Source organism: Chloracidobacterium sp., assembly GCA_016715795.1.
Lineage (GTDB): Bacteria > Acidobacteriota > Blastocatellia > Pyrinomonadales > Pyrinomonadaceae > OLB17.
Genome location: JADJXP010000002.1, coordinates 283,753 through 309,567, shown reverse-complemented (window position 1 = coordinate 309,567; position 25,815 = coordinate 283,753). Strand labels below are relative to the sequence as shown.

The following is a 25,815-nucleotide window of genomic DNA, read 5'->3' as shown; positions in this document are numbered from 1 at the left end:
GGAGAAACTCTCCGAAAATCTGTGTTTATCTGTGTTCATCCGCGGTTCCATTTCTTATCTATTCAAGAAAAACACAACCACGATCGTCAGGATCACGTTGCCCAAGGCGACCGGCAGCAGGAATTTCCACCCAAAGTTCATGAGCTGATCAAATCTAAACCTCGGAAGGGTCGCACGCACCCAGATATACAGGAACAGAAACGCGCAGACCTTGCCGATAAACCCGATGTGGCTCGCCACCGCATATGGCACCGACCCGGGTTCAAAAACATGGCTCAAACCCGGTACATACCAGCCGCCGAGGAACAACACCACGCACATCATTGAGACCGTGAACATGTTCACATACTCGGCCATGAAAAAGAGCGCGAATTTCAAGGCTGAATACTCGGTATGAAATCCCGCAACAAGTTCCGTCTCGGCCTCGGGCAGGTCGAACGGCACACGGTTGGTCTCGGCAAATGCCGCGATCAGAAAAACGACAAAGCCGATGAATTGCGGGATGATGAACCATCGGAACGGCGACTGGATCTGGGCAAAGATGATGCCGTTAAGGTCGAGCGTCCCCGCCAGCATGACCACGCCGATGATCGATGCGCCCATCGCCAGTTCATACGAGATCATCTGGGCCGATGAGCGCAGGCCGCCCATCAGGGAATACTTACTATTAGATGACCAGCCGGCAAGCATAATGCCGTAAACGCCGACCGAGGTTATTCCGAGGACAAATAGCACGCCGATGTCTATCCTGGCGATCGTAAGCGGCAGCGCCGTAACGCCTTCGCCCAGCCCAAAAGGCAAAAAGCTCCAATCGATCGTCGTAATGGCAGGGCCGAACGGATAGACGACGATCGGCATCAGCGCACATGTCAGTGCGACCAGCGGAGCGAGAAAATAAACGAACTTCGTCGATTTATCTGGGACTAAATCTTCTTTAAAGATAAACTTGAGCAGGTCAGCAAACGGCTGCAGCAGGCCCCACGGGCCCACTCGATTAGGGCCCACACGGCCCTGCATCCAGCCGAGGATCTTTCGCTCGCCGAGCACGGTGTAGGCGACGATCATCAGCACGATCTGAAAGCCAATAAGCACGCCCGCGCCTACAACGGCATAAGGAAATGCGGTTTTGATGATCTGTTCCATTAAAGCTATCAGCTACTTCTCTATCTTCCTGACGGATTGCTCCTGTCGCCGGCGCCCACGACCGCCGCCTGCTCGCGAGGATTGCCATCGAGGTCAAACTGCACCAGTGGCGATACGAGCAGGTTCTCAGGCTTTGGATTGCCGTGCGCCAACAGGTGAAACTGCGGCGTCTTGCTCGTCATCGTTGTCAGCCGATGCAACTTGTGCCCGATCCGCGGTGCGGCCGTTATGCGATGGCTCGGCTGGACGGCCTCGATCTCGGCCTTTAGGGCGTCGATATTCTCGGCCACACTCGTTTTCTTCGCCAACGCGTGTTTCGCCTTAACCGGATCCGATTCGTCCTTGAGCGCCGGATAACGCAGTCCTTCATAGGCCGGAACGGCGTCCGCGATGTTTCTGAAGATCGCCGACGCGGAAAACTCCGGCACTATTTCGCGCGCCCATCTCGCGGGCTATCAGTGCCGTGACCATCCAATCCGGCTTCGACTGATTCAGCGGCTCGATGGCCTTGCGGACACGCTGGACATTGCCCGCGTTGTTTGTATAAGTTCCGTCAACTTCTGCAAAGCTCGCCGCAGGAAAAACGACGTCGGCATGTTCCGCCGTCTCGGTCAGGAATAATTCCTGAACAACGATGGAGTCTTTGCCCGGCAGCACACTTGCGTCCGGCAGGCTGCCGCCGATCAGCAGGGCCTTTGAAGTCTTCAGCACGTCAGCGAGCGGCTTGCGTCCCGCCATCATGTCGTGCGCACCGACGGAATTATTATGTCTGGCCAGAGGATGGAGCAGCACGCGGCGGCCCTCGCCGCCGAGCTTTGCGGCCGCGGCGGCAAGTATCGCCTGAGCGTTTGCAGATAGATCTCCACCGAACATCACGATCAGGTCGCCCTGTGTCTCGGCGATGGCCTTGCGGACCGCGTCGATCTCACCGGCCTGGATGCCCACTTTCTCGGCAACAAAGCCGTCAGCCTTTGGGTCCTCGACACAAAGGGCAAAGGCACCGGTCGTGCCCGGAGACGTATGCACGAACATCGCTCCGGTCTGCCTGACGAGGTTGATTGGAGTGTCATTGATGCAGATCAATCTTGCCCCGCCATTTTGTACCGCCTGCCGTATCTGCTTGGCTGTAAAGGTCTGTTCCTCCTCAGGCTCGCCGCCGATGAGCAGGATCGTTGCCGCGTTGCGGATCTCACTATGCGTGCAGAGCGGAACGCTGAGGTTGTCAAAGATGGGCGAGACATCGTGCGTGTCCGCGACGGCGAAATTGCCGGAACTCGCCGCATCGGCAAATTTCTTGAGCGTGAAAACCGACTCATTCGTCAATCTCGGACTGGCTACGACGCCGACCGAGGAGCCAGCCTTCTTCAGGCCGTCCGCCGCAAATTTCACCGCTTCATCCCACGTTGTCGGGATCAGTTTGCCGCCTTTAGAATAGCGGACCATCGGCGTTTTGATGCGGTCCGGATGATCGATGAATTCATGCCCGAAACGCGCCTTTACGTCGAGAAATTCGCCGTTCAGGCCGTTGACGTAACGGTCGCGCGCGACGACGCGGTGCACGCGCCCGCCCCGCGAGCCTATGGATATCTGCATTCCATCCGAACCGTAAACGTCAGTTGAGATGGTCTGGTCTAGTTCCCACGGCCGCGTTTCGTGGCGATAGACGCCGTCAAGCAGCGTACCCGTCGGACACACCTCGACACAGTTGCCGCACTGCGAACAATTGAGCCATCCGCCATACGTACCGATCACGGTATTGACGCCGCGATTGCCAGCCTCGATGGCGTCCTCGCCCATCCATTCCGAACACACGCGAGTACAGCGTTTGCATAGGATGCACCGCTGAGGATCGTTCGCTATCACCGGCGAGAGATACTTTTCCGGGGCGACATTCTTGTTCTCTGTGAACCGCTGTTCCAGATCGCCCCAATCAAAGACAACCTCCTGCAATTCGCACTCGCCGCCGCGGTCGCATACCGGGCAGTCGAGCGGATGATTGGCAAGAAGGAATTCGCCCATCGCCCGTTGGGCCTTTTCGACCTCTTCGCTGTTCGTCGTCACGACCATGCCATCAGTACAGTTGATCGTGCACGACGCCTGCAGCTTTGGCATCTTGTCTATGCGCACAAGACACATCCGGCACGATGCCTGAAGTTCGAGGTCCTTGTAATAACAGAACGACGGGACGCCGAAGCCCTTTTCGCGACACACGTCGATCAGGCGCGCGCCTTTATCAACCTCGAAGGCCTGCTCGTTGATGGTTACTTTGATCTGTTCTGACATTCGTCTGCTGCGGCCTATGCTGCTTCGGCAGTTCCGGCTTCGGCGGTGGCATCGGTCGCCTCTGCTTCGCCCGCATCGGCGGTTGCAGCATCAGCCGCTTCGTCTGCCGCCCCGTCAACCTCCGCGCTATCAGCGGGAACGTTTGCTTCTGCCGGAGCCTCGATCACGGCCTCGGTCGTCTCCACCGGGACTTCCACCGGCTCGACAGCGACCTCGGCAACGGGGTTCGCAGCCGGGATGCGTTTAGCGGTCCTCTTCTTCACCGGTTTTTCAGCCGGAGCCGCCTTTGGCGCGCTCGCGATGAATGCCGGACGTTTATACTTCGGCCGCGTCTTTCCGTGGCTTCCGGCAAAGATCTTGCCGCGCCGCGTTCTCATATCACCTTTTCCCATACAACATTACTTTCTCCTAACTACATATGGCTCTTTCCGAGCCTGTCTTCGTCATCATCCGAACCTGCAGCCGCAAGCCAGGCAATGATCCGGTCCTGAACTTTGGCATTCGCCGCGAGCTTGCTGTGGCTCTCGCAGACTAGGATCGTGTCCTTGGCGAGCGTGACAGATCTGGCGCCCATAAGCCGTGCCTCGGTCGAAGCCTCGAACGACCGGAGCGTCACCGTCCCGTCACCCGAGGACAGCATTGCCGGTCTCAACTCCTTGTCCGTCACCTTTTGCCCATCCGCTCGGGTAAACCCCTTGGGCGAAAAGAGCGTCTTCCATTTATCGCCCTTTTCGTCCCGGTAAAGCACTATGGCATCGAGTGCTGTTTTGCAGTCAGAGCCGATGGCATAGAATGTGACCGGGCCGGGTTTGTCGGCGGCCGCCGCAAGTGCCTTGTGCAGTGCCTTGGCACGGGCGAGAGCGGCCTCAAAGTAGGCCGGTGCGATCTTTCGCTCGGCCGCACCGAATTGCGACAGGAAATCCGGGTCGGTCATCGGGTTCCAACCGTATTTGGACCAAACCTTTGGATCATAGATATCGACGTCAATCGGCTCCAGTTTCTCATCAAGAACGCGGACGGTTCCGGGTGCCGGCAGCAACTGAAAGGCTGACGGGCATGAAAAGATCGTAAACCGCGAGGTGTCCTGAACGAACGGAACGTCGAATCGCAGGCCCGCGATGGAATATCCGTGCATAAAGCCCTCGAGAGCCGAGACCGTTCCCTCATTCGGCGTCGCGAGCAGAATTATCTTGTCAAAGTGCTTTGCTCCGGCCCACGTCGGCACATGCTTCTTGCTGCCCGACGGCAGGTCGGCGTCGCCATACATGGCCGCATATCTCGCAAGCAGCCCACCCATCGAATGGGCAACGATATTGAATTTGAGCCGTGGCTTGCCGAGCCGGTGTTTCAGATCCTCGACATCCTCGACCAAACGCCGGGCGTTGGTCACAATGTCCAGCCGCCAATCGTATGGAAAGACGTATAGCGAATCTTCAAAGCCCTCAGCCGACGGCGCGTCCCATCTCTCTTCGCGATAGCCGCCATTGACCGCCATCGCCTTGATAAAGTTGCCGTAAAAATCAGCGACCTGAAACGGGCCGACCTTGACCGAGCGAATAATGTCGCCCGGTATCAGGCCGTCGGCGACCTTCTCAGGGTCGCGGTTTAGCGGGAGGCGCAGGTCCTCGTTCTTTGACTTAAAGGCCCTGATCCAGATACGCTCGCCCGTTTGTTTATCGATCAGCTCCGATCCCGTCAGGCCGGGAATAAGGATCACGGGAGCTTTGCCCTGGGCCCATAGCGAAAAGCTCAGCGCGAACCCCACCGCTGCGATCCGCAACGCACAAAAGGCTGAGCTTTTAAGGCCGAGTCCCACTATTGAACGTTTGGCTTGACGCCGTTCGAGCTCACGTTGTCAAAGAGCCATTTCTTAAAATCACCTGGAAACTGCCGGATCGCCGATTGTATCGGCCACGCGGCGGCATCAGCAAGCGGACAGAACGACTTGCCCTCCATGTTGTCACAAATATCTAGCAACAGTTGAGCATCCTCAGGACGGCCTTCACCCGTCGAGATGCGGTTGAATATCTTGACGAGCCAGTCGGTCCCTTCGCGGCACGGCGTACACCATCCGCACGATTCGTGTTTGTAGAATTCGGTGAGGTTCTTGGTCGATTCCATGATATCGACCGTCTCATCCATCACCATCATCCCGCCCGTGCCGAGCATCGAGCCGGCCGCGACGAGGCCCTCGTAATCGAGCGTCACGTTTTGTCCGATGATCTGCCCGGCGTTCATTATGTAAACGCTTGAGCCGCCAGGAATTACGGCCTTGAGATCCTTGTCCTTGCGAAGCATCCCGCCGCAGTCCTTCATGATGAACTTTTCCATGTCGGCGTAGCCCATCGGCAGCTCGTAGACGCCGGGCTTCTTAACGTGGCCGCTGATCGACCATAGCTTTGTGCCGCCCGATTTTTCTGTGCCAAGATCACGCCACTTAATGCCGCCCATCTCGATGATCTGCGGAATGCTCGTAAGCGTCTCGACATTATTGACGATCGTCGGAGACGCATACAGGCCCTCGATCGCAGGAAACGGCGGCTTCATTCGCGGATGACCGCGAAAACCCTCGAGGCTGGACAATAGCGCCGTCTCTTCGCCGCAGATATATGCTCCGGCGCCAGTGTGCGTGTGCAGATCAAATGAGAAATCCTTGTTGCCGAGAACCTTTTCGCCAAGGATGCCTGCTTCGCGAGCTTCCTTGATCGCGACATCCATGATGTCGAGCAAGTAACGATACTCGCCGCGGCCGTAAATGTAGCCTGTGTTCGAGCCGAGGGCGAAGCCCGCGATGAGCATGCCCTCGATCAGGGCATGCGGGTCGTACTCCATCAGATAGCGGTCTTTGAAGCTGCCCGGCTCGGACTCGTCGGCGTTGCAGACAATGTATTTTGGCTTCGGATTGTCACGCGGCACAAACGACCACTTCATACCCGTCGGAAAACCCGCACCGCCGCGGCCGCGAAGCGCGGAGTCCTTCACTTCCTGAATGATCGCGTCCTGCGTCATCGTCATCGCCTTTTTAAGCGACTTGTACCCGCCGTCTTTGCGATACACGTCGAGCGTGTGCCCATCCTTGATGAACACTCGTCGCAATGATAGCGGCTCGCAGCCTAGTGCTTTGATCTCCATCTACTTACAATCCGAGAGGATCTTATCCACCTTCTCTAACGTCAGATCCTCGTAGTAATCAAACCCGATCTGCATCATCGGTGCGGTGCCGCAGCTGCCGAGGCATTCGACCATCGTGACGGTGAATTTACCGTCATCGGTCGTCTCGCCGGGCTTGATGCCGAGCTTCGAACAGATGTGATCGGTGATGTCGGGCTCGCCCATTATCTTGCACGACAGCGTCTTGCAGATCTGGATGTGATGACGGCCGATGGGTCGGAGATTGAACATCGAGTAGAACGTCGCCGTTTCCCAAACGTCGGTCACCTCAAGGTCCAAAAACTTCGCCAAAAAATTCACGCCCGGATTATCCAGCCACCCGCCACGCTCACGCTGCACGACAAACAGCAGCGGTATCAACGCGGAGCGCGACCGATCGGCCGGATACTTCGCGACATGTGCCTTCATCTCCTCAATGACCTCAGGCGAAAACTCCGCCACCTCGTCAGAGACGACGATCTTGTCGGTGTAACTTGTAGGTGTTGCTGCTGCCATCTTGACTAACGGTGAATGGTGAGTGGTGAATGATGAATCGAAATCACCTTACACATTCAAATTCAAATTCATTTTCCTGCTGCCTTTTTCAGATTTGATTTCGCGGTTTTGATCGATGCGGTTAACAACCGCTGGATCTCTTCGCAATCACTCAAAAACGATTCTGCTAGTTTCCCATCGATGTATTCAGCATCCTTCAGCAGTCTAAGCCAATAGTTCGTCTCGTTCGCCTCCTTCTGCGCGATCGATAGTTTGTGAATAAAGTCGATCTTCGATTGAGCATGTACCGATTCTTCAATATTTGCGCCGATCGAAGTTCCGGATCGCAGAATCTGTTTAGAAAGAACATACTCATGGTGTTCATCGGCCATGAATCGATACAACTTAATTATCCTAAGAGCAAAGGCATATGACTTCGTACTCAAAACGCTTTCGCTCATTCACCATTCACACCTCACCATTCACCATTACTACCGGTCTATCTCTCCCAACACAATATCCAAACTCCCAATAATAGCCACCACATCCGCGATCATCTCGCCCTCGCTCATTACGGGCAGCGCGGATAGATTCACGAATGACGGGCCGCGGAAGTGGACGCGTTCCGGTTTCGGGCCGCCGTTGGATCTCATATAAACGCCAAGCTCGCCTTTTGACGCCTCGATGGCGTGGTAAACCTCGCCCGGCGGGACGTTAAAGCCCTCGGCGACGATCAGGAAGTGGTGAATTAGCGAGTCCATATGCTTGCGCATATCGTCGCGGTCGGGCAGGACTACCTTTGGCGCGTCGGCCTTGATCGGGCCGGGCTTGAGCCGTTCGAGCGCCTGACGAACGATCTTGTAGGATTCGACCAATTCGCGCATTCGGACCTTGAACCGCGACCACACATCGCCGTCGGGCTCGGTCGGGACCTCAAAATCGTATGTCTCGTAGCCCGTGTAAGGATCGTCTCTCCTTAGGTCAAGATCGACTCCGCTGCCGCGCAGGCACGGACCGGTCAGGCCCCAGTCGATGGCATCTTCCTTCGATATGACGCCGATGCCCATTGTTCTGTTCTGCCAGATCGGGTTGCCCGTGATCAGCGTGTCAAATGTATTGAGCGCATCCGGAAAGTTCTCGAGAAACTGCTTAACGCGGTTCTCAAATCCCGCCGGCAGATCCATCATCAGGCCGCCGATGCGAAAATAGCTCGGCGTCATCCGGCCGCCGGAGGCCGATTCGATGAGGTTGAGGATCTTCTCGCGTTCCTTGAAGGTGAACCAGAACGGCGTCATCGCCCCCATGTCGAGGCACGACGTTCCGAACCAGACCATGTGCGATGCGATTCGCTGCAATTCGCACATCAGGACGCGGACGATCTGGGCGCGCTCGGGAATTTCCAACCCAAGCAGCTTCTCCGCCGCCATCACATACGCGAGGTTGTTGCCGAGCGGATTGAGATAATCCATCCGATCGGTGATGACGATGCCCTGCTGGTATTTCTTGTATTCAAAGAGCTTCTCCATGCCCGTATGGAGATAGCCGATGTCGGGAATTGCCTTAATGACAAGCTCGCCATCGAGACGCAGATCGAGCCTCAGCACACCGTGCGTGCTCGGATGCTGCGGCCCCATCGACAGCGTCATCTGCGATTCAAGCGCAGTGTCGAGGACCTCAGTCGAACGTATGTTTTCTACGGCAGTTGCCATTGGTCAATGGTGAATTGTGAATGGTGAATGGTGAATGCGGTGTAATCAAAGTTCACCATTCACCGTTAACCATTCACTATTTCAATTCAGGCTGTAGGGCTCATAGCCCCGCAGCGGATAATCCTTTCTCAACGCGTGCCCATCAAAATCAGAAGGCAGCAGTATGCGCCGCAGATCAGGATGACCGTCGAATCTAACTCCGACCAGATCGTACGTCTCGCGCTCGTGCCAATCGGCCGTCCGCCATATCTGCGTAACGGTCGCGACGTGTGCGTCGTCCTCGCTCAACACAACTTTTAATCGCAGCCGGTTGTGGTGCGTCGTCGAGAAGAGGTGATAATTCACCTCGAACCGCGGATCCTCCTCAGGCCCGCGATCTGCTCCGCAGAGGTCGGCGAGCAGGTCGAATCCGTGTTCGTCCCTCAGAAACCGGCAGACATCAACGATCGCCTCGCGTGGCACGGTCACCGTCACCTCGCCGTGAGCATCGGTGACATCGACGACCCATGAGCCGTTCTCGGCCTTTAACTTGTCCACAAAGGTGTGGAGCTTCTCGGTCATAAGACAAACTTTAACCACAGATGAACACGGATAGACACAGATCAAGAAATGGTCTTGTAATTATCTGTGTGCATCTGCGTTCATCTGTGGTTCCAGATCCTCTACGAACTTCGTCGTCGCTCGTGCTTCGACGGCACTGAATACGGCCGTGATGTCTCGCCCGAGGCGACCTCGACTTCCATCTCTCTTTCCAGCGCCGTTCCCTCGGTGACCGGAAGCGTTCCGGGAACGATGGATTCGCGCGATTCTGCTTCGAACGTATCGCGGCGATCCTTGGAACGCTCCTTCATTATCTTGTCCTGGAGCATCGTTATCGCGTGCACCAGCATTTCCGGACGCGGCGGGCAGCCGGGAACATAGACATCGACCGGCACGATCTTATCGACGCCCTGAACGATCGCGTAATTATCAAAAACGCCGCCCGATGTCGCGCACGCGCCCATCGAGATCACCCATTTCGGCTCGGGCATCTGATCATAGATCCTGCGCAGCACCGGCGCCATCTTTCGCGAAACACGACCCGAAACGATCATCACGTCCGCCTGTCGCGGCGATGCTCGAAACGTCTCGGCCCCAAACCGCGAAAGGTCGTTGCGTGCCGAGACGGTGTTCATCATTTCGATCGCACAGCACGCAAGGCCAAACGTCGCCGGCCAAAGGCTCGATTTGCGGGCCCAATTGACCACCGCGTCGAGCTTTACGGTCACAACGTCGGGGAGCGATTCGAATAACGTATTTTCTAAACCCATTTTCGCTTCTAAATTAGTAATTATTAATTCGATAATTGCTAATTAGCAGGCTGATCATGCCGCCAGCCTCATCTTTGCTTCCTGCTCGCGCCGCTCCTTCGCCATTTGTTTGGTCTGCTCGCGGGCCTCTGCACGGGCCTGCAGGCCCCAGTCGAAAGTCCCCTTTTTCCAAACATATATGTAGCCAACTATAAAGGTCGCGATAAATACCAGTATCTCGATCAGAGCGATCGTGGCGTAATAAACGCCGCTCGACGCCTCGGCCGCGATCAGGCTTTTGAAAGCGACCGCGAACGGGACAATGAACAAAACTTCTATATCGAACAGCAGGAAGATGACGGCGACCGTATAAAACTTGACTGAGAACCGGTCGCGTGCGCCGCCGACCGGGTCCTTGCCGCACTCATAGGGCATCAGTTTGGTTGCGGTCCGCTTGCGAGGGCCGATCAATTGCGTAACCAGCAATTGGCTGGCGGTAAAGCCCGCTGCAACCAAGAACATAATGCCGAACGGCATATAGTCAAAAACATTGAAATCCGACATTCAGACCTCGAAAAACGCTGAGTTTACGGCACAAACTAAATCGTAGGATAAGGCATTTGCAGTGTCAAATCAGTGACCTAGCTCACAACGCACGTGCCGCCCCAAATATGCGTTGACCGTCACTTTTTGGGTGTGCTAACTTGAATATTGGCGGAGTTTGCCTCCGGCCCGCACTCCTGCACGCCCCGATCGAACGTGTGATAGCTGGCTTTAATACTGATATCGACCATAACGGTACGGTTTACCACGTCCAGACCGAGGACAAAGGTGCGCCTGCTTACATGATCATGAGCCTGGTCTATGACAAGGGCACGATACTTGCGAGCAAGCGCACGACCTACGGCGAACTTGCCGCGATCGGACTCGACGAAAAGGAGATCGCAGAGCGCGTTTCGCGCCAGCATAAGCTGATGTGCGCCGCAGTAAAGGCGGGCCGCATCTCTGAACTCGTCGAGATGACGCGAAAGGGTTCGAAATATGCGGCCCCTGCAGGCGAACCTGTCGCTGCCGGAGAGCCCGCAACGGTCAGCGTCACGTTGTCGCCGGTATTACAACCGTCGATACCGCTTGATGTGCCGCCAATGCGGCCGGAGACGGATCCGTTTGACGATATTCCGGTCATCGACGCCGTTGAGATCATCGAGGACATCGAGATACTGCCCGACGAGGCCGTTCACGTCGTCAGCGAGTTGTCCGGCCAGGAGCGCCCGTCAAATCAGAAGCTGAGTGTCGAACTCCTCGGCGACGCAAAATTTAAGGGAGGCATGCGCCAAACTGTGAACCTGCTCATATGTCGCGGCACCGACCGCAAGGTCGTCGCCGACGCACAGATCATGGTCAAGGTGCTGGGTTCGAGCTTTCGCCCCGTCATCTTTCACGCTCGCTCGGATGCCAACGGCCTGGCAAAGGTCCACCTGCAGCTTCCCAGCTTCCAATCCGGCCGCGCCGCCTTGCTGGTGCGCGCAATGAATGCGGGCGAAGAGATCGAACTCCGCCGCATCGTCACGCCGGGTTAGTCCTCGATCCCAAATCTCATATCTCAAATTTGAAATCCTCTTCTCGCGGACGCAGAATCGAAGTGTGCCGCCACTCAGCATCTGTCTAAACGGCGAACGCCGCGAACTTCGCGGCGAGAACAAGCTGGCCGACATGTTGGAGGAGTTTGGGCTGCCCTCGCAGCGCGTAGCCATAGAGCTTAACGGACAGGTGGTCAGCCGCGCGCAATGGCATGAAACGCCGGTGCACGAGGGTGATCGGATCGAGGTCGTGCACTTCGTCGGAGGCGGTTAGGCGACTCGCCCCGCAGCGATCGTGTGAGGATAGGAATTGGGATGTCGGATGTTTTTTCATTAGCTGGCAGCGACTTTGGATCGAGGCTGATAATCGGCACGGGCAAATACCGCTCATATGACGAGATGAAGGCCGCACATGCAGCGTCCGGTGCCGAGATGGTGACCGTCGCCGTGAACCGCGTGCCGCTCGACGGATCGAGCGAGTCGTTTCTCGACCATCTCGATCCAAAAATGCGGATCCTGCCAAATACGGCAGGCTGTTACGACGCGGACCACGCTATCCGGACCGCTCGGTTGGCCCGCGAGGCGCTTGAGACCGAGTGGATCAAGCTCGAGGTGATCGGCGACCCGGTGACACTGCTGCCCGACAATGAGCAAACGCTCGCGGCAGCGAAAGTGCTTGTCAGCGAGGGCTTTATCGTGCTGCCGTATTTCTCGGACGACCTGATAATGGCAAAAAAGCTCCTAGACGCGGGCTGCCCTGCGGTAATGCCGCTCGCAGCGCCGATCGGCTCAGGAATGGGCGTGCAGAATCCGTCTAATCTGCGGATAATGCGTGAACAGCTTCCCGATGCGACAATCATCGTTGACGCCGGCGTCGGCGTCCCGTCGGACGCCTCCGAGGCAATGGAGCTCGGTGCCGACGCGATCCTGATGAACACGGCAATAGCCGAAGCCGGCGACGTCGCCAAGATGGCCGCAGCAATGAAACTTGCGGTCGAGGCCGGCCGCCTGGCGTACCTCTCGGGCCGCATGCCAAAACGCCTCTATGCCTCCGCTTCAAGCCCGATCGAAGGAGCGATCAAATAGCGATGGCCGCACATATTCTATTCTTTGGTGCCACCGCCGATATTGCAGGCGAGCGCCTGATCAAGATCGAGCCGGATCCGAACGCGACGGCAGGATCGATCCTCGACAGGTTGGTGCGAGCCTATCCGGCACTCGCACCGCACAAGCTGAAGATCGCAGTGAACCAGACGTATGCCGACGCAACCGTACCGGTGCGGGACGGCGACGAGGTTGCCGTATTCACGGCGGTCTCGGGCGGATAAGAATAACGATGACGGGAAAGCAATTCTACGATTGGCAAACGCTTGGTGGAACGGATGATGTGATGCGCTTTGTAAACGCGCTTGAGAAGGCGGATATCGTCTGGTGCGCCATTGACGGCATCGCCGTGAACCACTGGGCAGCCGAGCAGATGGTCACGCAGGATGTCGATTTCGTTGTTGCTGCGGATTCGATCGACTTGACTGAAAAGGCCCTGAAGGAAGCGGGGTTTAGCTCCGAACGTTTTGATTGGTCGATCAATTTTCGAGGCAAGTCGAAGGTCAGCATTGAACTGACGACAGAGGATTTTTATCGAGATTTTGCTGAGCGTGGTCTGGCGGCAGATGTTCACGGTATTTTGCTGCGCGTCGCCAGCCTTGAAGATACACTCGCCGGGAAAGTAAAAGCTTGGGGCGAACCGACCCGACGGCAGAGCAAACAGGCGAAAGACTTTACAGATATCGTTCGCCTCGTCGAATCTCACCCTCAGTTATGGTTGTTGCTCACAGACGAACTCAAGGCCAAAGTCGAGAGGCCGAGCGGTCGGAGAGAGGCTCGATGACCCAGGAGACACATCGGGAAAGGCGAATTGAGGTGGACTTCTGCGAGATAACAACCGAACCCATTGATGTCACATCGGTCGCCCGGCGTGTGGTCCCGCCGGAATGCGGGGCGACGGTTACGCTCGATGGGTATGCACGGAAATTTACGCGAGACAAGGTGACGGGAGAGATCCGCGAAACGGAGTATCTTGTTTACGAGGCCTACGACGAGATGGCGGTCAAGGAAATGCGGAAGCTCGTCGCACAGGCCAAAGAAAAATTCGAGATCGCGAATGTTGGCATCGTCCACCGCACAGGCCGTTTGGAGATCGGCGAAACGAGTGTGGTCATCGCCGTCGCCGCACCGCACAGAAAAGATGCCTTCGCCGCCTGCGAATGGCTGATCCGCGAGCTAAAGCGAACAGTGCCGATATGGAAGAAAGAGGTCTATGCCGACGGCGAAGCATGGATCGAGGGTGATGCGGAGGCTAACGAACAACCTCGATCGTCAGGCTCTGCGAGCCGGTGACGACGAGGTCGGACGGCGGCAATTCAAACTCGGCGAGAACGGCGTTCGTAGTTGGCTTTACCATGCCGGCACTGCGCTGACTGTTGATCGTCGCGAGTACCGACGGCGGCAGCCCCGGCATTTCGCTGACGCCGATCACCGCTCCAACGCTCGGCCGCGACATCATCAAATAGAGACGGTCTGAACGCTTTAGCCGGTTAAAGGTCGAGACGAATTCCGCTGTGCTGAGCGGCGTAAAGTGTGTTACGGCCGATGCCTGCTGGGCCGCCCCGCCGTCAGCTACCGTTATCGACAGCGGGCCGGGCATTGCCGCCTCGGGCACGGTCACCGGGATCTTGCGGGTTACGATCTCACCGTTCGCACTTCGTTGGTTAAGCGTGACTTCGACAGACTCGCCGGCACGAACACGGTTCCTGTCGACAGACAGACGGTCGATAACTGCGGTCCGGCTACCTTCGGTAACCGAAAGATCGACATCGACACCCGTGATCTGAAGCCCGTCGAAACCGGCCCGCAGCAGAGCCGTGACCGGGACGGAAACGGCAGCGGCCGTCAGGCCTGTTGCTTGCGGGCCGACAAACCGACGCGAAAGCCTGAGCGGTGCTCCGCCGCGAATGCGTATCTCGCCTCCGACCTCGATAGTCGATTCGCCGATCCCTCGCTCGTTGCCAATGAGCGTATTTGCGATGCCGGCATTGAGTATCAGTCCTGTCAACAGGTCGTCGACCGCGGTCTCGAACCTGACCGTTTCCTTGCGGCCACGGCTTGTGTTGATCCTTATCGTCACCGGCATCATCTGTGGCTCTCGGCCGAGCATGCCATAGATGCCGGTCGCCCGGTCTTGGGTCATTGAGCCTACAAGGGCGTCGGACACGGCGAGCTTGAACGAGTTATTCGTATTCGGAACGACTGTTACAACGTGCGATTCGGACATTGGCAGGTCGGCCGAGCCAAGGCTGAAAAATGGATGTCCGAACGCATATATCTTGTTGCCGTCCCGGTGCGTGACGGTGCCGGCCGCAGCGATTTGAATGTCGCCCCGAGACAGATGAACGACAACCGAATCACCCGCGAGCAGCGTGGTCGCATCCGCCTTCTTTAACCCGGACATTCGGCCGTCACCACCGGCTGCGGCGATTGGCACAAAGCCCGCCCTTTCAAATTCCGGCGCGATCAGATCGAGGGCTCGCTGTGATATGCCCGAGAATGTCACCGGCGTCGCAATACGCACAAACGACTGAACCGCAACCGATGACAGGGCCGCGTCGAATACGTTAGCTGCCGTGCCCTGAGATGATAGCCCGCCGACGTCGGGAGTGGCTCGGTCTGTGGCAAGATCGGCCAGCGAGAACGAGACGGGCTGTCTCGCCTGGCCAATTGTTTGCGGCGCCGCCTCGACCAGCGAACGCATCTGTTCGAACGGCGTGATGCCGCAGATCGGCTCTTTGGCAAACGGGAAACTGTATGAGATCGCACCGACAAGTTTGCCGTTGATGTAAACGGGCGAACCGGACATTCCCGCGAAGACAAACGTCCGCTCTGCATTGGCGCCGCTCAGCTTGCCGACGATCATATCCTGGCCGGGGCCGATCCAGTTTGGCAGCACCCCGAGGATCTCGACGCTAAACTCTTCCGGTTGGCTGCCCCGAAAAACGCTCTTGGCCGTTCCCCGCATCCCTTCGCGGATCTCCGAAACGGGCATTACGCTGATGTCAGCAAGTGAGGGAATGGCCGATGATAGCAGGGCAAGAAAGGCTACGACCGAAATACACACAACTTTTAACATCTTTAAAAACTGCTTCCCGCGGAACAGGCGCTTATGGTAACATCAAAGAGGTCTGATCGAAAGCCTTTTGTTCCGGGCTTTCGCCACTTCCTTGCCGCATCCGGCGGTATGCTTCGCTTCTGAAGCACCTCAATGCCATGCCCAAAACGACACGCCTCTTTAAGAGTTTTCTTCGTCTGCTTCTACCTGCCTTATTCCTGCTGGTCGCCGCCGTTGCTTCCGGCTCGGTGTGGCTTGTCTATACCTCGGCCCGGCCATACCGCGCACCGTATTTGGTAACCCCGGAGAAATTCGGGCAACTGAGTGCTCGCGCCGCTCAGGTCACCGAAGAGACATGGCCAAATCGCGACGGCAGTTCGTCGCGAGGATGGCTATTGCGTGGGACCGACGGGGCACCCGCCGTCATCCTGTATCACAAATACGGGGCCGACCGGTCGTATGTTCTGAATCTGGGCGTCAAGCTGAATGAGTCGACCAATTTCACCGTGCTGATGCCGGATCTGCGCGGCCATGGCGAGAAACCGAACGTTGAGAACGCGAGCTTTGGCGGCTGCGAGGCAGAAGACGCCGGGTCGGCCCTCGAATTCCTGCGCGGGCTCCGAACGCCGAATCAGATCACGCTCGTCGGCAAGAATATCGGTATTTATGGCGTTGAAATGGGCGCCGGCGTTGCCCTGACGGCCGCGGCCCGCGACCAAAGCGTGAAGGCTATTGCATTGGATTCGGTCCCGGAGAATGCTGATAGCGTGCTTCGCGAGACGATCGAGCGTCGGTATCCTTTCGCCAGTTCGGCAACGACGAAGCTTGCAAAGCTCGGCACGCGCCTCTATTTCTTTGATGGCTGCTATCAGCGTGAGCAATCGTGTGACACGGGCAGGAAGCTTGCCGATCGCGATGTGCTGCTGCTCGCGGGCGTCGATGCCGCAGACTTTCAGGACTCAACAGCCCGACTGAGCAAGTGTTTGCCGTCATCGAACCGCATCCAGACCAAGCTCGATCTCAGCCCGTCAGGCTTCAGGATCATTAACGCCTCTATGGAACAATCCGAGGCCTATGATCAGCGGCTGATCGACTTTTTCCGTGACTCACTAAGTAACTAGGATCGATCCCCCAAATGGCCGATCACGCCGGGCATGCCTTTTGAGCGATAAGATCGGCTATCTTGTCCGGCGGTTCGTCACCGAGAGCCATTCGTTTGGCCCCGATCACCGCCTCGGTCAGGTCGTCCGGACGCGCCTTATAGCGGCTGTCACGCCGGATCAGATCAGCGATCACGCGCCTCTCGAGCCTCTCGCGGCCCGTATCATCGAGTTCATCGGCCGAATCGAGATAATCAACAGGCACCGTGTGGTTCTTAATGCGGACGTGCAGAGCGCCCCTAATGTCACGGGCCGTGTCCCTAAGTTTCTGCAACTCAAGCAGCGAGTTTGGAAAGCCAAGCTGCCCTCGCAACGAGATCTCGATGATCGGCTGCGGCCTATCAGATTCGGTCGGCTGGGCGTCGCGTCCTACGGTGTCAAGCAGGTCGGCCACCAGCCGCTGCGCATCGGCGTAACCCGTCACATCGAACACCATCTGCTGAAACGGCCGATAACGATACTCATCGATATGCCGCGCCGAAACACTTTTATCGTCACCGACCTCAACAACGAAAACACCTCGCGTTTCCCGGTACTCGCTGATATTCGTCACCTCGATCGAGCCCGGATTGAAAGCCCAGTTGTCTATCTCGTAGTGCTTGTGCGTATGTCCTAGTCCGACGTATTCGACCGCCGACTTGAGTTCCTTCAGTGCATCCATTGACAGTGCCGGGATCGGATGCACCTGATGCCCTTCCACGTCAGTGTGAAGCATGAGTATGTGAAACGCGCCGTCGCGGCGGTTCTCTTTGATCGCCCGCGTAAGCATCGGAATGGCCCAGTTCGCGGAAGCACCGTACCAGTCAGAGCCGAAGATCCGCACCCTGCCGATATCTATAAAGCCGCCTTTGCGTGTCGCCTCGTCCCACGGTTGGTATGAGATGTTCCCTTCGGAATGCATGGGCTCAAGTAAGGTGAGCAGCCCCCAGCTTGACAGCGAACGCAGCCAGCTAAATTCGCTGTCGGTATGTTTCTGGTCGTGATTTCCCTCGATCGCGATCACCGGGATACCCGCATCCCGCATCATTGTGAGTCCCTTGACGGCGTGATTCATTGTCTCAGGCGGCACAGCCCGCTTGTGAAAAAAATCACCGCAAATGATGACAAAATTGACCCCTTCGCCTATGGCATACCGCTCGAGGACGTCGATCCATGCATCGAAAAAATCCTGGGGGCTCTCGGCCAACTGATAGCGAGTACAGCCCAGATGCACATCGGCGATATGAAGGAATTTCACCATCGCATTTTACCACAGGCTGTTCTCGCGACAGTTGACGTGCATCTTTCGGATAGGAAAACGCCTTCGGATGTGACATCATTAACGAACATTCCGCACCTTGCTGGCTTTCCCCCTGGCGAAAACGGGAATTTGTCGCGGGCACAGTCACGCAAAAGTAATTATGAAGATATTGCTCTACAATCCGGATAACGGTATTACGCGCAATTTCATGCCGCACCTCTGGATGTTTCTGCTTCAGTCACTGACGCCGGCCGAGCACGAGGTGATCCTGATCGACGGTAATGCTAAAGCAATGACGCGGCGCGAGCTGGTTCAGTTCTGCAAGGACGAGAATGTGGGCCTGGTCGGTATCGGCTCGATGACCCGAATGGTCGCGCGGGCTTATCTCGTTGCCGACGCCTTGCGCGAGGCGGGTTTTAAGGTGGTAATGGGCGGCCCGCACGTGACGGAATGCCCGGATGAGGCGCTGGGGCGCGATGGCGGCCCTCGCCATGCTGATGCAGTTGCTCTTGGCGAGGCTGATGAATATTGGGCCGACATGGTCAATGATGCGGCAGCAGGAACACTCAAAGAGGTCTATCAGCCCAAACTCGACGAAAAGGGCAATGATGTAAAGCCGTCACTCCAGCCGTATCCTCATATCCCGTGGGAATCATTCGACCTCGAGCAGTTCTCACTGGTCCCGCGGGCCTTGCGGCCTGTGATGTCAAAGTTCGGAAAGGGTTGGGGCAAGTTCTTCGTTGTCCCCATCGAGACCGGCCGCGGATGTCCCTACGGATGTGAGTTCTGTACAGTAACGGGCTTCTTTGGCGATTCTATCCGCTTTCGCACCAATGAGAGCGTGGTCGAAGAACTCCTCCGGCTAAAGGCTCGTGCGCGTAAGGAAAAGGGCCAGATCGCGGTGTTCTTTATTGACGACAACCTTGCGATAAACAAGAAGCGGCTGAAATCGCTCTTGCGCGACATCATCGCGGCCGGCGCTCATATGCCGTGGGTCGCGCAGATCAGTGCAAACCTGCTTGGGGACGAGGAACTCGTAGATCTCATCGCACGGTCGGGCGGGCGCTGGATCTTCATCGGCATGGAATCCATCGACCCGGCGAACATGGCCGATGTCAACAAGCAATTCTCGCGGCCTGAGAACTATCAGGCAGTTCTCGAAGGGCTCAGGAAGCGCAATATCTACGCGATCACGTCATTCATCTTTGGCATGGATAATGACACAAAAGGCGTATCGGACCGAACTGTGGATGAGATCGAGACTTGGGCCCCGGGCCTGCCGGTATTCGGCCAGCTCACGCCGTTTCCGGCGACGCCGCTTTATGAACGGCTCGAAGCGTCGGGCCGCCTCCGTCGGCCGAAGCATTGGCTCGATTTCGCCCCATTCGTAATGGCCCACGACCCGCTCAAGATGTCGATCGAAGATGCGAAGGCTGAGACCTTTAACGCATGGTCACGCTCCTACAGCCCGGAGCGCAACCATCAAGCCATCGAGTCGATCCGAGAGGCACCGATCCAGGTCCGCATCAGCCACCTCGTGGCCCGGCTCTGTTTTAGGGGCATCTATTTTCCGCAGATGAGCAAACTTGCGTGGGCTAAACTGATATTTCAGAACCGGCGGCCGATCATCAGCCTCACTCGCGAGGGCGTCCGCAAATGGCGGGCGTTCAGGAAACATCGGCGTGTGAGCACGGAACCCTTGCCGAGCTCTCAGTAGGGGCGCGGGCCTGTTAAGGCTGTAGCGTCGGCGGTTGGTTGCGGCCGACGGATTCGAGGTGTTTTACGATCTTCTGGATCAGCCAATCAGGTGTTGAGGCACCGGCCGTAACGCCCACGCGCTCGACGCCCATCAGGTCGGCGTCATTGATCTCTTCTTCCGTCTCGATCAGGAAACTCTTATCACACTGCTCCTTGCAGACGGCAAGCAGCTTGATGCTGTTTGACGAATGCCGGCCGCCGATGATGTAAAAGGCATCTACCATGCCGGCCAGTGCGCGCGCCGCTTCCTGGCGGTCGCGTGTGGCGGAGCAGATGGTATTAACGAGCTCGACCTCGTCGTCGGTCTTCGCCTTGACCGCCTCGGCCGTGTCAAAGAAGGTCTTTGATTTGATGGTCGTCTGCGACACGACAAGCGGCTTTCTCAATCGCGGAAGCAATGCAACCTCGGTCTCGTCCCGGATGACAAACGCGTGCTCCGGTGCGTAGCCTTTTACACCGATCATCTCAGGATGGTCAGGGTCGCCTACAACCACAACGTGCCTGTCCTTTGCCGCCGCACGGGCGGCCAGGCGCTGCACGCGTGTCACGAATGGACACGTCGCATCGACGACCTTTGACGCTTTCTCCTCAAGCTCCTGCTGCACCGTGGGCGTAACGCCGTGCGCGCGGATCACGGCCGTCTCGCCGCGCTGGATCTGTACCGGCTCGTTGATCGCCGTGACGCCCTCGTGCGCGAGACGCTGCATCTCCTGCTTGTTATGGATCAACGGGCCGAGACTGCGGACGGTCTCGCCCGCGGCGACAGCCTCCTCGACCATCTCAACGGCACGCTCGACACCGAAACAGAACCCGTATTCATCCGCCAGCAGAACTTGCATTTTTGCTAAACCTTAACTAAATTCTCTGTTTTGCCCCGCACTCGGCAAAGTCTGATTTTAACAAATGGCAAATGGAAACGAAACCACCTTGCGCGACTGCCGATTTCTCAGCAATGACCATTTCGGCCCGCTCTATGCGACGTTCATTGAGGCATTTTCCGATTATGTTTATCCTTTTGCCCTTACGGAAACACAGTTTCGCAACCACATCAATCTCAACGCCGTGGACCTCAGCCGGACGGCCGGCTGTTTCTCCGATGGTCGGCTCGTAGGCTTTTCGCTCAATGGATTTGGCGAGTGGGAAGGCCGTCCGACGGTTTACGATGCCGGCACGGGCGTGATCCCTTCGATGCGGCGTCGCGGGATAAGCGAGGCGATGTTTGAGATGATGATGCCCGTCTTTAAGGAGCGTTCGATATCGCAATCTCTCCTCGAGGTCATCACGAAAAACGGCGGGGCGATCAGGCTCTACGAGAAGCTCGGATTTTCTACCATCCGCGAACTCGCACTACTCCAGTGCGACGGCAAGGTCAAGCCCGCTGTGTCAGCGGCAGATGTCACGATCCGCGAAATAACTGATCCTGACTGGAAACTGCTGACCTCATTCTGGGACGGCCGCCCCTCGTGGCAAAACTCGGTCGAGGCGGTCAATCGCAGCCTGCCGCTCAAACGCATCCTCGGGGCCTTTCAGGACGGCGTCTGCGTCGGATATATCATATTCTCGTCGAGTTTTGGCCGCGTCGCACAGATGGCAGTTGACACGGCCCACCGCAATCGCGGCATCGGGACCGCGCTGCTAAACGCAATGCAGGGTGAGACGACGTCTGGATATTCGCTCCAGCTAATAAACATCGACCGCTCCCTGACCAATGCCGTCGCATTCTTCCGCCGCCGCGGCTTCTACGAACGCCTCACCCAGTTCGAAATGCTCAAATCTCTCTAAGATCACCTGCGAAACCGCTTGGATCGGTATGGCAGGTGTTATTTTGCGCGGATCTCGAGGCTGCGGGCGGCGGGGTCCAGGCGGCGTGTGCCGAAGCGGAGAAATGCTTCGTAATTCTCTTTGTCCTGGCCGTCGAGATAGACAATGTTAGCTCCGACGAGGAACCTCTCGGCCGAAATGTGGACGCCGACCTTCTTGTAACGACATCCCTTGGCCCGCATATAGACCTTTCCCGTCGGCAGATCGATCTCGACGTTAAGAATTCGGTCATGGCCTACGAGATATTTCTCTTTTACGCGGATCGACGGCACGGTAAAGCCGATGCCCGTCCTACTGATATCGACGGTCTCGCCGAGAATGCATGCCGCACGGGCGCGTTCGAGCGCCATCTCGCTGTTAATGTCGGGGTCGAACCAGACCTTAAGAGGGGCCGTATGATCGCGACGAAGAGACACCATGCGCCTCGAGAAAGAGCGGTTCAGCTTCGTTATAAGCTCACGTATCATCGCCAAGGGGCCTGGATAAAGCGACAGGAACCTATCTTTATAATCGCAATCCAAGAAAATTGCAAGTGGCTGACAGCATTTTTTCCACAGGCTATTTCACAGTTTTTCCACAGGCCATCATTTCGTCAGCGACGTGCCGCCGGTATCGCGTTTGGACAAGGCGGCGCCGTCGAGCATGAATGACAGTTTCCCGCTCTTGCCGTACTCGACCGGCGTAGCGGTGGCGTAATAGCTTTTGCGTTCGGCATCGAGGTTGACCGCGTAGACATAGCCCGTCGAGGTGGTCGACATCGCATCGTCGGGGATCAGGCCCTGTCCGACGAGCGTGCGCAGGTCGGCATAGACACCCTGATTCTGAGCTGCATATACGAGCTGGCCCTTGGCAATTCGCCGAAGCATCGCCTCGGCCTCGTCATGGTGAACGTCGATGCGCAGATTATAGAAATACAGTTTCCCGTCCGCCTTCATTCGCTGCTCGCCGGCCTCGTCAACGCTCATCAGGACCCAAACGTCATTCTGCCGACGCAATTGGATGGTCTGCGTCTCGGGCTTCTCTGATGTGGGCAACTCGATAGTTACGGTCGCGCGGTCGCCCGAGACGATCTCACCATTGATCTTGAGGTCGGCGGGAACCTGGACGGCGAGCTTCTCAAAATCGACCGAGAACTCCTTCAACTCGGCGTCGGTAAGGCCCTCGATCGCGGGCCGCATATTCGTCATGTACATTGCCGCGCGAATTTCCCTGTCGCGCAGGCGCCTGTAAAACACTCTGACGGTGTCGGCCGGCCCGCCGGCCTCGATGTCGATCGTCGCGCCCTTTGCTGCGTCGGTCGTATTGACCACATCGGCGGCGGGAGCGGTGGCTTTTTCAGATGCCTTGGCTGAGCATCCGGCGATCAGGAATGACACAGCGGCAATCGCTAACAGCGGCAAAATTCGACGAGAAGGAGCAATTTCTCTCATGTAGATCACCTCGTGTGGAAAAAGCAGCTCAAGAAAAAAGCGGCACGCCATAATTATAGCGTGCCGCGCACAAAGATGTAAAACAATTTTTAGTCGCCTTTCTTAAACGCCATCCAGCGTTCGCGGCCCACGAGATATAGCAGGACCGAGAGGATCAGAAACGGTACCGCTCCCAGCCACCACGCGTGATCGCCGGCAAAGAATGGATTATGGTCGCCCGCCCATTTGGTCGAGGTATCCTGAATGCTCTTGAGCCACGGCACGACCGCAAATATCGCGATCAGGATACCTGCAATGGCTCCGCCAGCAATATATCCCGACGCCATTAGGACGCCGTGAGACTTGTCGGTCTCAGCGATGATCTGGTCCTCGGTCAGGTCCTTTTCGGCAAGTTTCTTTTTGAGGTAAACATCAACGATCTTACGCACCATGCCGCCCACGAATATCGGAGCGCTCGTCGCGATCGGCAGATACAGGCCGACGGCGAATGCCAGTGACGGCACGCCGACGATCTCGAGCATGATCGCGATCATCGCACCCAACAGGACAAGGCCCCACGGCAGGTCACGCCCCAGCACGCCTTTGATGATATAGCTCATCAGCGTTGCCTTTGGAGCGTCGTAACGCTCGATATTATTGCCGGCCGAGTCTTTCTTGACCACGCCGTTGATCGCCGGATCGACGAGGTACACGGGCTGGCCTTGGTTGGTTACGAGGTATTTGCCTATCTGGCCCGACTTCGGATCGGTGTTCTGCCAGACGTGATACTGCGTCGTATCAGACGTGTATTCGCCTACCTTGACGTGCTCCGTTTTGAGTTGGCCGTGCTCGCGAAAGAGCTTGTCCTCGGCCACCGTAAAGCCCGGCGGGAACCCCGAAGCATCGACCTTTTGATAATAAGTTCCGCCATCATTCAGCACGAGAAGCAGCGGCCCCAGCAGCATCGCCGATGCAAGAGCGCCTACCAGAATAGCGATCTGCTGCCGCTTGGGCGTTCCGCCGACGAGGAAACCGGTCTTGAGGTCCTGCGATGTCGTGCCGCCGTTCGAAGCGGCGATGCACACGATGCCGCCGATCGACAAAGCGGTCACAAAATACGGATCGGGCGCCGTCCATCCCAATGCGAGGAACGCGAGACAGGTAAACAGCAGCGTCGCGACCGTCATTCCCGAGATCGGATTTGACGACGAGCCGACCTCGCCGGTCAGCCTCGACGAGACAGTCACAAACAGGAAACCCAGAATGATGATGAGGATCGAGCCAAAGATCGAAACGATCGGGTCCTTGCCGACAAACAGCCCCAGCGACGGCGTGAGCATTATCGCCGCGACGAGGATGATGAGGCCGATGATGACGTACTTCATCGAAAGGTCCTGATCGGTGCGCGGCACATTGCCGTTTGCCGCATCCGACGAGCCACGGAGATCGGCCAGCCCCGACTTGAGACCGCTCCAGATCGTCGGCAGGCTGCGGCCGAGCGAGATGATGCCCGCGGCCGTCACCGCCCCGGCACCGATGTAGAGGATGTATTCGCTGCGGATATTGCCGGGCGACATCTCGGCGATGGTCTTGCCGACGGCCGGCGCAAGCGGGCTGGTGAGGGCGTCGCCAAAATACTTGATCAGCGGGATCAGGATGAGATACGAAAGGATGCCGCCGCCGAGCATGATCGCCGATATATACGGGCCGATAATGTAACCGACGCCGAGCAGAGCGGGATTGTTTTCCAGGTGGATCGAGCCGCCCTTGAGCACGTTGTCTGGCAGGTCCTTGCCCGGTTCGGGATTCCAGGCAGCGAATACGTCCATCACCGATTTGTAGATGAAACCAAGCCCGAATCCTGCAGCGATGATCTTGCCGCGATGAAGCACTTCGTCGTCCGATGCGGCCTCGCCGCCGCCCTCATGAGCAGCGTCGCGCGATTCTTTTGACGCGCCGGCGATCAGCACCTGCGCACAGGCTGTGCCCTCTGGATACTTAAGGAATCCGTGCTGCTCCTTGATCAGCGCGCGACGCAGCGGGATCATCATAAGAATTCCGAGCAGCCCGCCGAGCACCGCGACCAGCGTCACGCGCCAGATCTCGAGATCAAAGCCCAGTATCAATATCGCCGGCATCGTCACGCCGACGCCAAACGCGATCGATTCGCCCGCCGAACCGGCGGTTTGCATCATGTTCGATTCGAGGATCGTCGCATCGCGCATCCCGACTTTTGACAGCAGCCGAAACAGCGTGATCGCGATGACCGCGACCGGTATCGACGCCGAAACCGTCAGGCCCGTCTTAAGCACCAGATACAGCGAGGATGCTCCAAAGATGACCCCAAGCAGCGTCCCGATAATGAGAGGAAATGCCGTCAGCTCACGCAGATTTGATGCGTCCGGAATATAAGGGCGAAAATTCTCGAGAAAAGGATTCTTCATCGCGTCTCCTGTTTTTGGTCTGATTCGAACGGGGAAAGTTACTGCAAAGCAATTTACAGCCTATTTGATCTACAAGCAACCGCAGAGACGCAGGAGACGCTGAGAAAACATACAGGCCGCCCTCGGTGTATATTAGGATTAGCCCAACCGGTTATTCCTAATTCGTGGCTAT

General features: G+C 57.2%; 27 protein-coding genes. 9 read left to right on the top strand and 18 right to left on the bottom strand.

Features of this window, described 5'->3' with window-relative positions; genetic code table 11:
• Positions 1–54 precede the first annotated feature (54 nt).
• From nuoH to IPM59_06415, 12 genes are all read right to left on the bottom strand, one after another.
• Positions 55–1,143 (bottom strand): NADH-quinone oxidoreductase subunit NuoH, encoded by a 1,089-nt coding sequence (nuoH, locus tag IPM59_06470; GenBank protein MBK9215231.1) that lies wholly within the window; start codon positions 1,141–1,143, stop codon positions 55–57.
• Positions 1,144–1,163: 20 nt separating this feature from the next.
• Positions 1,164–1,571, bottom strand: a complete 408-nt coding sequence (locus IPM59_06465; GenBank protein ID MBK9215230.1) for a hypothetical protein — start codon at positions 1,569–1,571, stop codon at positions 1,164–1,166.
• Entirely contained in the window at positions 1,510–3,426 is a 1,917-nt protein-coding gene (locus IPM59_06460; GenBank protein MBK9215229.1) for a molybdopterin-dependent oxidoreductase, read from the bottom strand. Before IPM59_06460 ends, IPM59_06465 begins: the two co-directional genes overlap by 62 nt.
• Before the next feature lie 14 nt (positions 3,427–3,440).
• Positions 3,441–3,818 (bottom strand): 30S ribosomal protein THX, encoded by a 378-nt coding sequence (locus tag IPM59_06455; GenBank protein ID MBK9215228.1) that lies wholly within the window; start codon positions 3,816–3,818, stop codon positions 3,441–3,443.
• A 20-nt stretch (positions 3,819–3,838) separates the two neighbouring features.
• Positions 3,839–5,242 carry a hypothetical protein gene (locus IPM59_06450; GenBank protein ID MBK9215227.1) on the bottom strand — a complete coding sequence of 468 codons (1,404 nt, stop codon included), beginning with the start codon at positions 5,240–5,242 and terminating at the stop codon, positions 3,839–3,841.
• Entirely contained in the window at positions 5,242–6,558 is a 1,317-nt protein-coding gene (nuoF, locus tag IPM59_06445; GenBank protein ID MBK9215226.1) for an NADH-quinone oxidoreductase subunit NuoF, read from the bottom strand. Before nuoF ends, IPM59_06450 begins: the two co-directional genes overlap by 1 nt.
• Positions 6,559–7,005: an NAD(P)H-dependent oxidoreductase subunit E gene (locus IPM59_06440; GenBank protein MBK9215225.1), complete on the bottom strand. Its 447-nt coding sequence runs from the start codon at positions 7,003–7,005 to the stop codon at positions 6,559–6,561.
• Between the two features lie 155 nt (positions 7,006–7,160).
• Positions 7,161–7,532 carry a four helix bundle protein gene (locus IPM59_06435; GenBank protein MBK9215224.1) on the bottom strand — a complete coding sequence of 124 codons (372 nt, stop codon included), beginning with the start codon at positions 7,530–7,532 and terminating at the stop codon, positions 7,161–7,163.
• A 30-nt stretch (positions 7,533–7,562) separates the two neighbouring features.
• Positions 7,563–8,780 (bottom strand): NADH dehydrogenase (quinone) subunit D, encoded by a 1,218-nt coding sequence (gene nuoD, locus IPM59_06430; GenBank protein MBK9215223.1) that lies wholly within the window; start codon positions 8,778–8,780, stop codon positions 7,563–7,565.
• Positions 8,781–8,861: 81 nt separating this feature from the next.
• Positions 8,862–9,341: an NADH-quinone oxidoreductase subunit C gene (locus IPM59_06425; protein MBK9215222.1), complete on the bottom strand. Its 480-nt coding sequence runs from the start codon at positions 9,339–9,341 to the stop codon at positions 8,862–8,864.
• A gap of 101 nt (positions 9,342–9,442) precedes the next feature.
• Entirely contained in the window at positions 9,443–10,090 is a 648-nt protein-coding gene (locus IPM59_06420; GenBank protein ID MBK9215221.1) for an NADH-quinone oxidoreductase subunit B, read from the bottom strand.
• 54 nt (positions 10,091–10,144) lie between these two features.
• Entirely contained in the window at positions 10,145–10,633 is a 489-nt protein-coding gene (locus IPM59_06415; protein MBK9215220.1) for an NADH-quinone oxidoreductase subunit A, read from the bottom strand.
• Positions 10,634–10,830: 197 nt separating this feature from the next.
• Between IPM59_06415 and IPM59_06410 the strand changes: the two genes are divergently transcribed.
• The 6 genes from IPM59_06410 (at position 10,831) to IPM59_06385 (ending at position 14,046) form a co-directional block, all read left to right on the top strand.
• Positions 10,831–11,649, top strand: coding sequence for a hypothetical protein (locus tag IPM59_06410; GenBank protein MBK9215219.1), 819 nt, complete (start codon positions 10,831–10,833; stop codon positions 11,647–11,649).
• A 64-nt stretch (positions 11,650–11,713) separates the two neighbouring features.
• Positions 11,714–11,923 carry a sulfur carrier protein ThiS gene (gene thiS / locus IPM59_06405; protein MBK9215218.1) on the top strand — a complete coding sequence of 70 codons (210 nt, stop codon included), beginning with the start codon at positions 11,714–11,716 and terminating at the stop codon, positions 11,921–11,923.
• Positions 11,924–11,964: 41 nt separating this feature from the next.
• The gene (locus IPM59_06400) at positions 11,965–12,735 is read left to right on the top strand and encodes a thiazole synthase (GenBank protein MBK9215217.1); all 771 of its coding nucleotides are present in this window, start codon (positions 11,965–11,967) and stop codon (positions 12,733–12,735) included.
• Between the two features lie 2 nt (positions 12,736–12,737).
• Positions 12,738–12,977, top strand: coding sequence for a MoaD/ThiS family protein (locus tag IPM59_06395; GenBank protein MBK9215216.1), 240 nt, complete (start codon positions 12,738–12,740; stop codon positions 12,975–12,977).
• 8 nt (positions 12,978–12,985) lie between these two features.
• The gene (locus IPM59_06390) at positions 12,986–13,537 is read left to right on the top strand and encodes a nucleotidyl transferase AbiEii/AbiGii toxin family protein (protein MBK9215215.1); all 552 of its coding nucleotides are present in this window, start codon (positions 12,986–12,988) and stop codon (positions 13,535–13,537) included.
• Entirely contained in the window at positions 13,468–14,046 is a 579-nt protein-coding gene (locus tag IPM59_06385) for a molybdenum cofactor biosynthesis protein MoaE (protein MBK9215214.1), read from the top strand. The genes IPM59_06390 and IPM59_06385 overlap by 70 nt, the downstream gene beginning before the upstream one ends.
• Here IPM59_06385 and IPM59_06380 read toward each other — a convergent pair.
• Complete coding sequence (locus IPM59_06380) at positions 14,006–15,832, bottom strand: hypothetical protein (GenBank protein ID MBK9215213.1); 1,827 nt, start codon at positions 15,830–15,832, stop codon at positions 14,006–14,008. The two genes, IPM59_06385 and IPM59_06380, sit on opposite strands and share 41 nt — an antisense overlap.
• Positions 15,833–15,969: 137 nt before the next feature.
• Here IPM59_06380 and IPM59_06375 point away from each other — a divergent pair, with 137 nt between their 5' ends.
• Positions 15,970–16,932: an alpha/beta fold hydrolase gene (locus tag IPM59_06375; GenBank protein ID MBK9215212.1), complete on the top strand. Its 963-nt coding sequence runs from the start codon at positions 15,970–15,972 to the stop codon at positions 16,930–16,932.
• Between the two features lie 22 nt (positions 16,933–16,954).
• On the opposite strand, the gene IPM59_06370 is transcribed toward IPM59_06375, so the two are convergent.
• Positions 16,955–18,211 carry a metallophosphoesterase gene (locus IPM59_06370; protein ID MBK9215211.1) on the bottom strand — a complete coding sequence of 419 codons (1,257 nt, stop codon included), beginning with the start codon at positions 18,209–18,211 and terminating at the stop codon, positions 16,955–16,957.
• Positions 18,212–18,371: 160 nt separating this feature from the next.
• On the opposite strand from IPM59_06370, the gene IPM59_06365 reads away from it, so the two are divergent.
• Complete coding sequence (locus tag IPM59_06365; protein ID MBK9215210.1) at positions 18,372–19,928, top strand: B12-binding domain-containing radical SAM protein; 1,557 nt, start codon at positions 18,372–18,374, stop codon at positions 19,926–19,928.
• Positions 19,929–19,941: 13 nt separating this feature from the next.
• Here the strand turns inward: IPM59_06365 and ispH are convergent, their stop codons facing one another.
• Positions 19,942–20,808, bottom strand: a complete 867-nt coding sequence (gene ispH, locus IPM59_06360; protein ID MBK9215209.1) for a 4-hydroxy-3-methylbut-2-enyl diphosphate reductase — start codon at positions 20,806–20,808, stop codon at positions 19,942–19,944.
• A 64-nt stretch (positions 20,809–20,872) separates the two neighbouring features.
• On the opposite strand from ispH, the gene IPM59_06355 reads away from it, so the two are divergent.
• On the top strand, positions 20,873–21,751 hold the full coding sequence (locus IPM59_06355; protein ID MBK9215208.1) for a GNAT family N-acetyltransferase: 879 nt from the start codon (positions 20,873–20,875) through the stop codon (positions 21,749–21,751).
• 38 nt (positions 21,752–21,789) lie between these two features.
• Here IPM59_06355 and IPM59_06350 read toward each other — a convergent pair whose 3' ends face one another.
• From IPM59_06350 to IPM59_06340, 3 genes are all read right to left on the bottom strand, one after another.
• Positions 21,790–22,209 (bottom strand): hypothetical protein, encoded by a 420-nt coding sequence (locus IPM59_06350; protein ID MBK9215207.1) that lies wholly within the window; start codon positions 22,207–22,209, stop codon positions 21,790–21,792.
• Between the two features lie 165 nt (positions 22,210–22,374).
• Positions 22,375–23,166 (bottom strand): hypothetical protein, encoded by a 792-nt coding sequence (locus IPM59_06345; GenBank protein ID MBK9215206.1) that lies wholly within the window; start codon positions 23,164–23,166, stop codon positions 22,375–22,377.
• A gap of 143 nt (positions 23,167–23,309) precedes the next feature.
• Positions 23,310–25,643, bottom strand: a complete 2,334-nt coding sequence (locus IPM59_06340; protein ID MBK9215205.1) for an oligopeptide transporter, OPT family — start codon at positions 25,641–25,643, stop codon at positions 23,310–23,312.
• Positions 25,644–25,815: the final 172 nt, after the last annotated feature.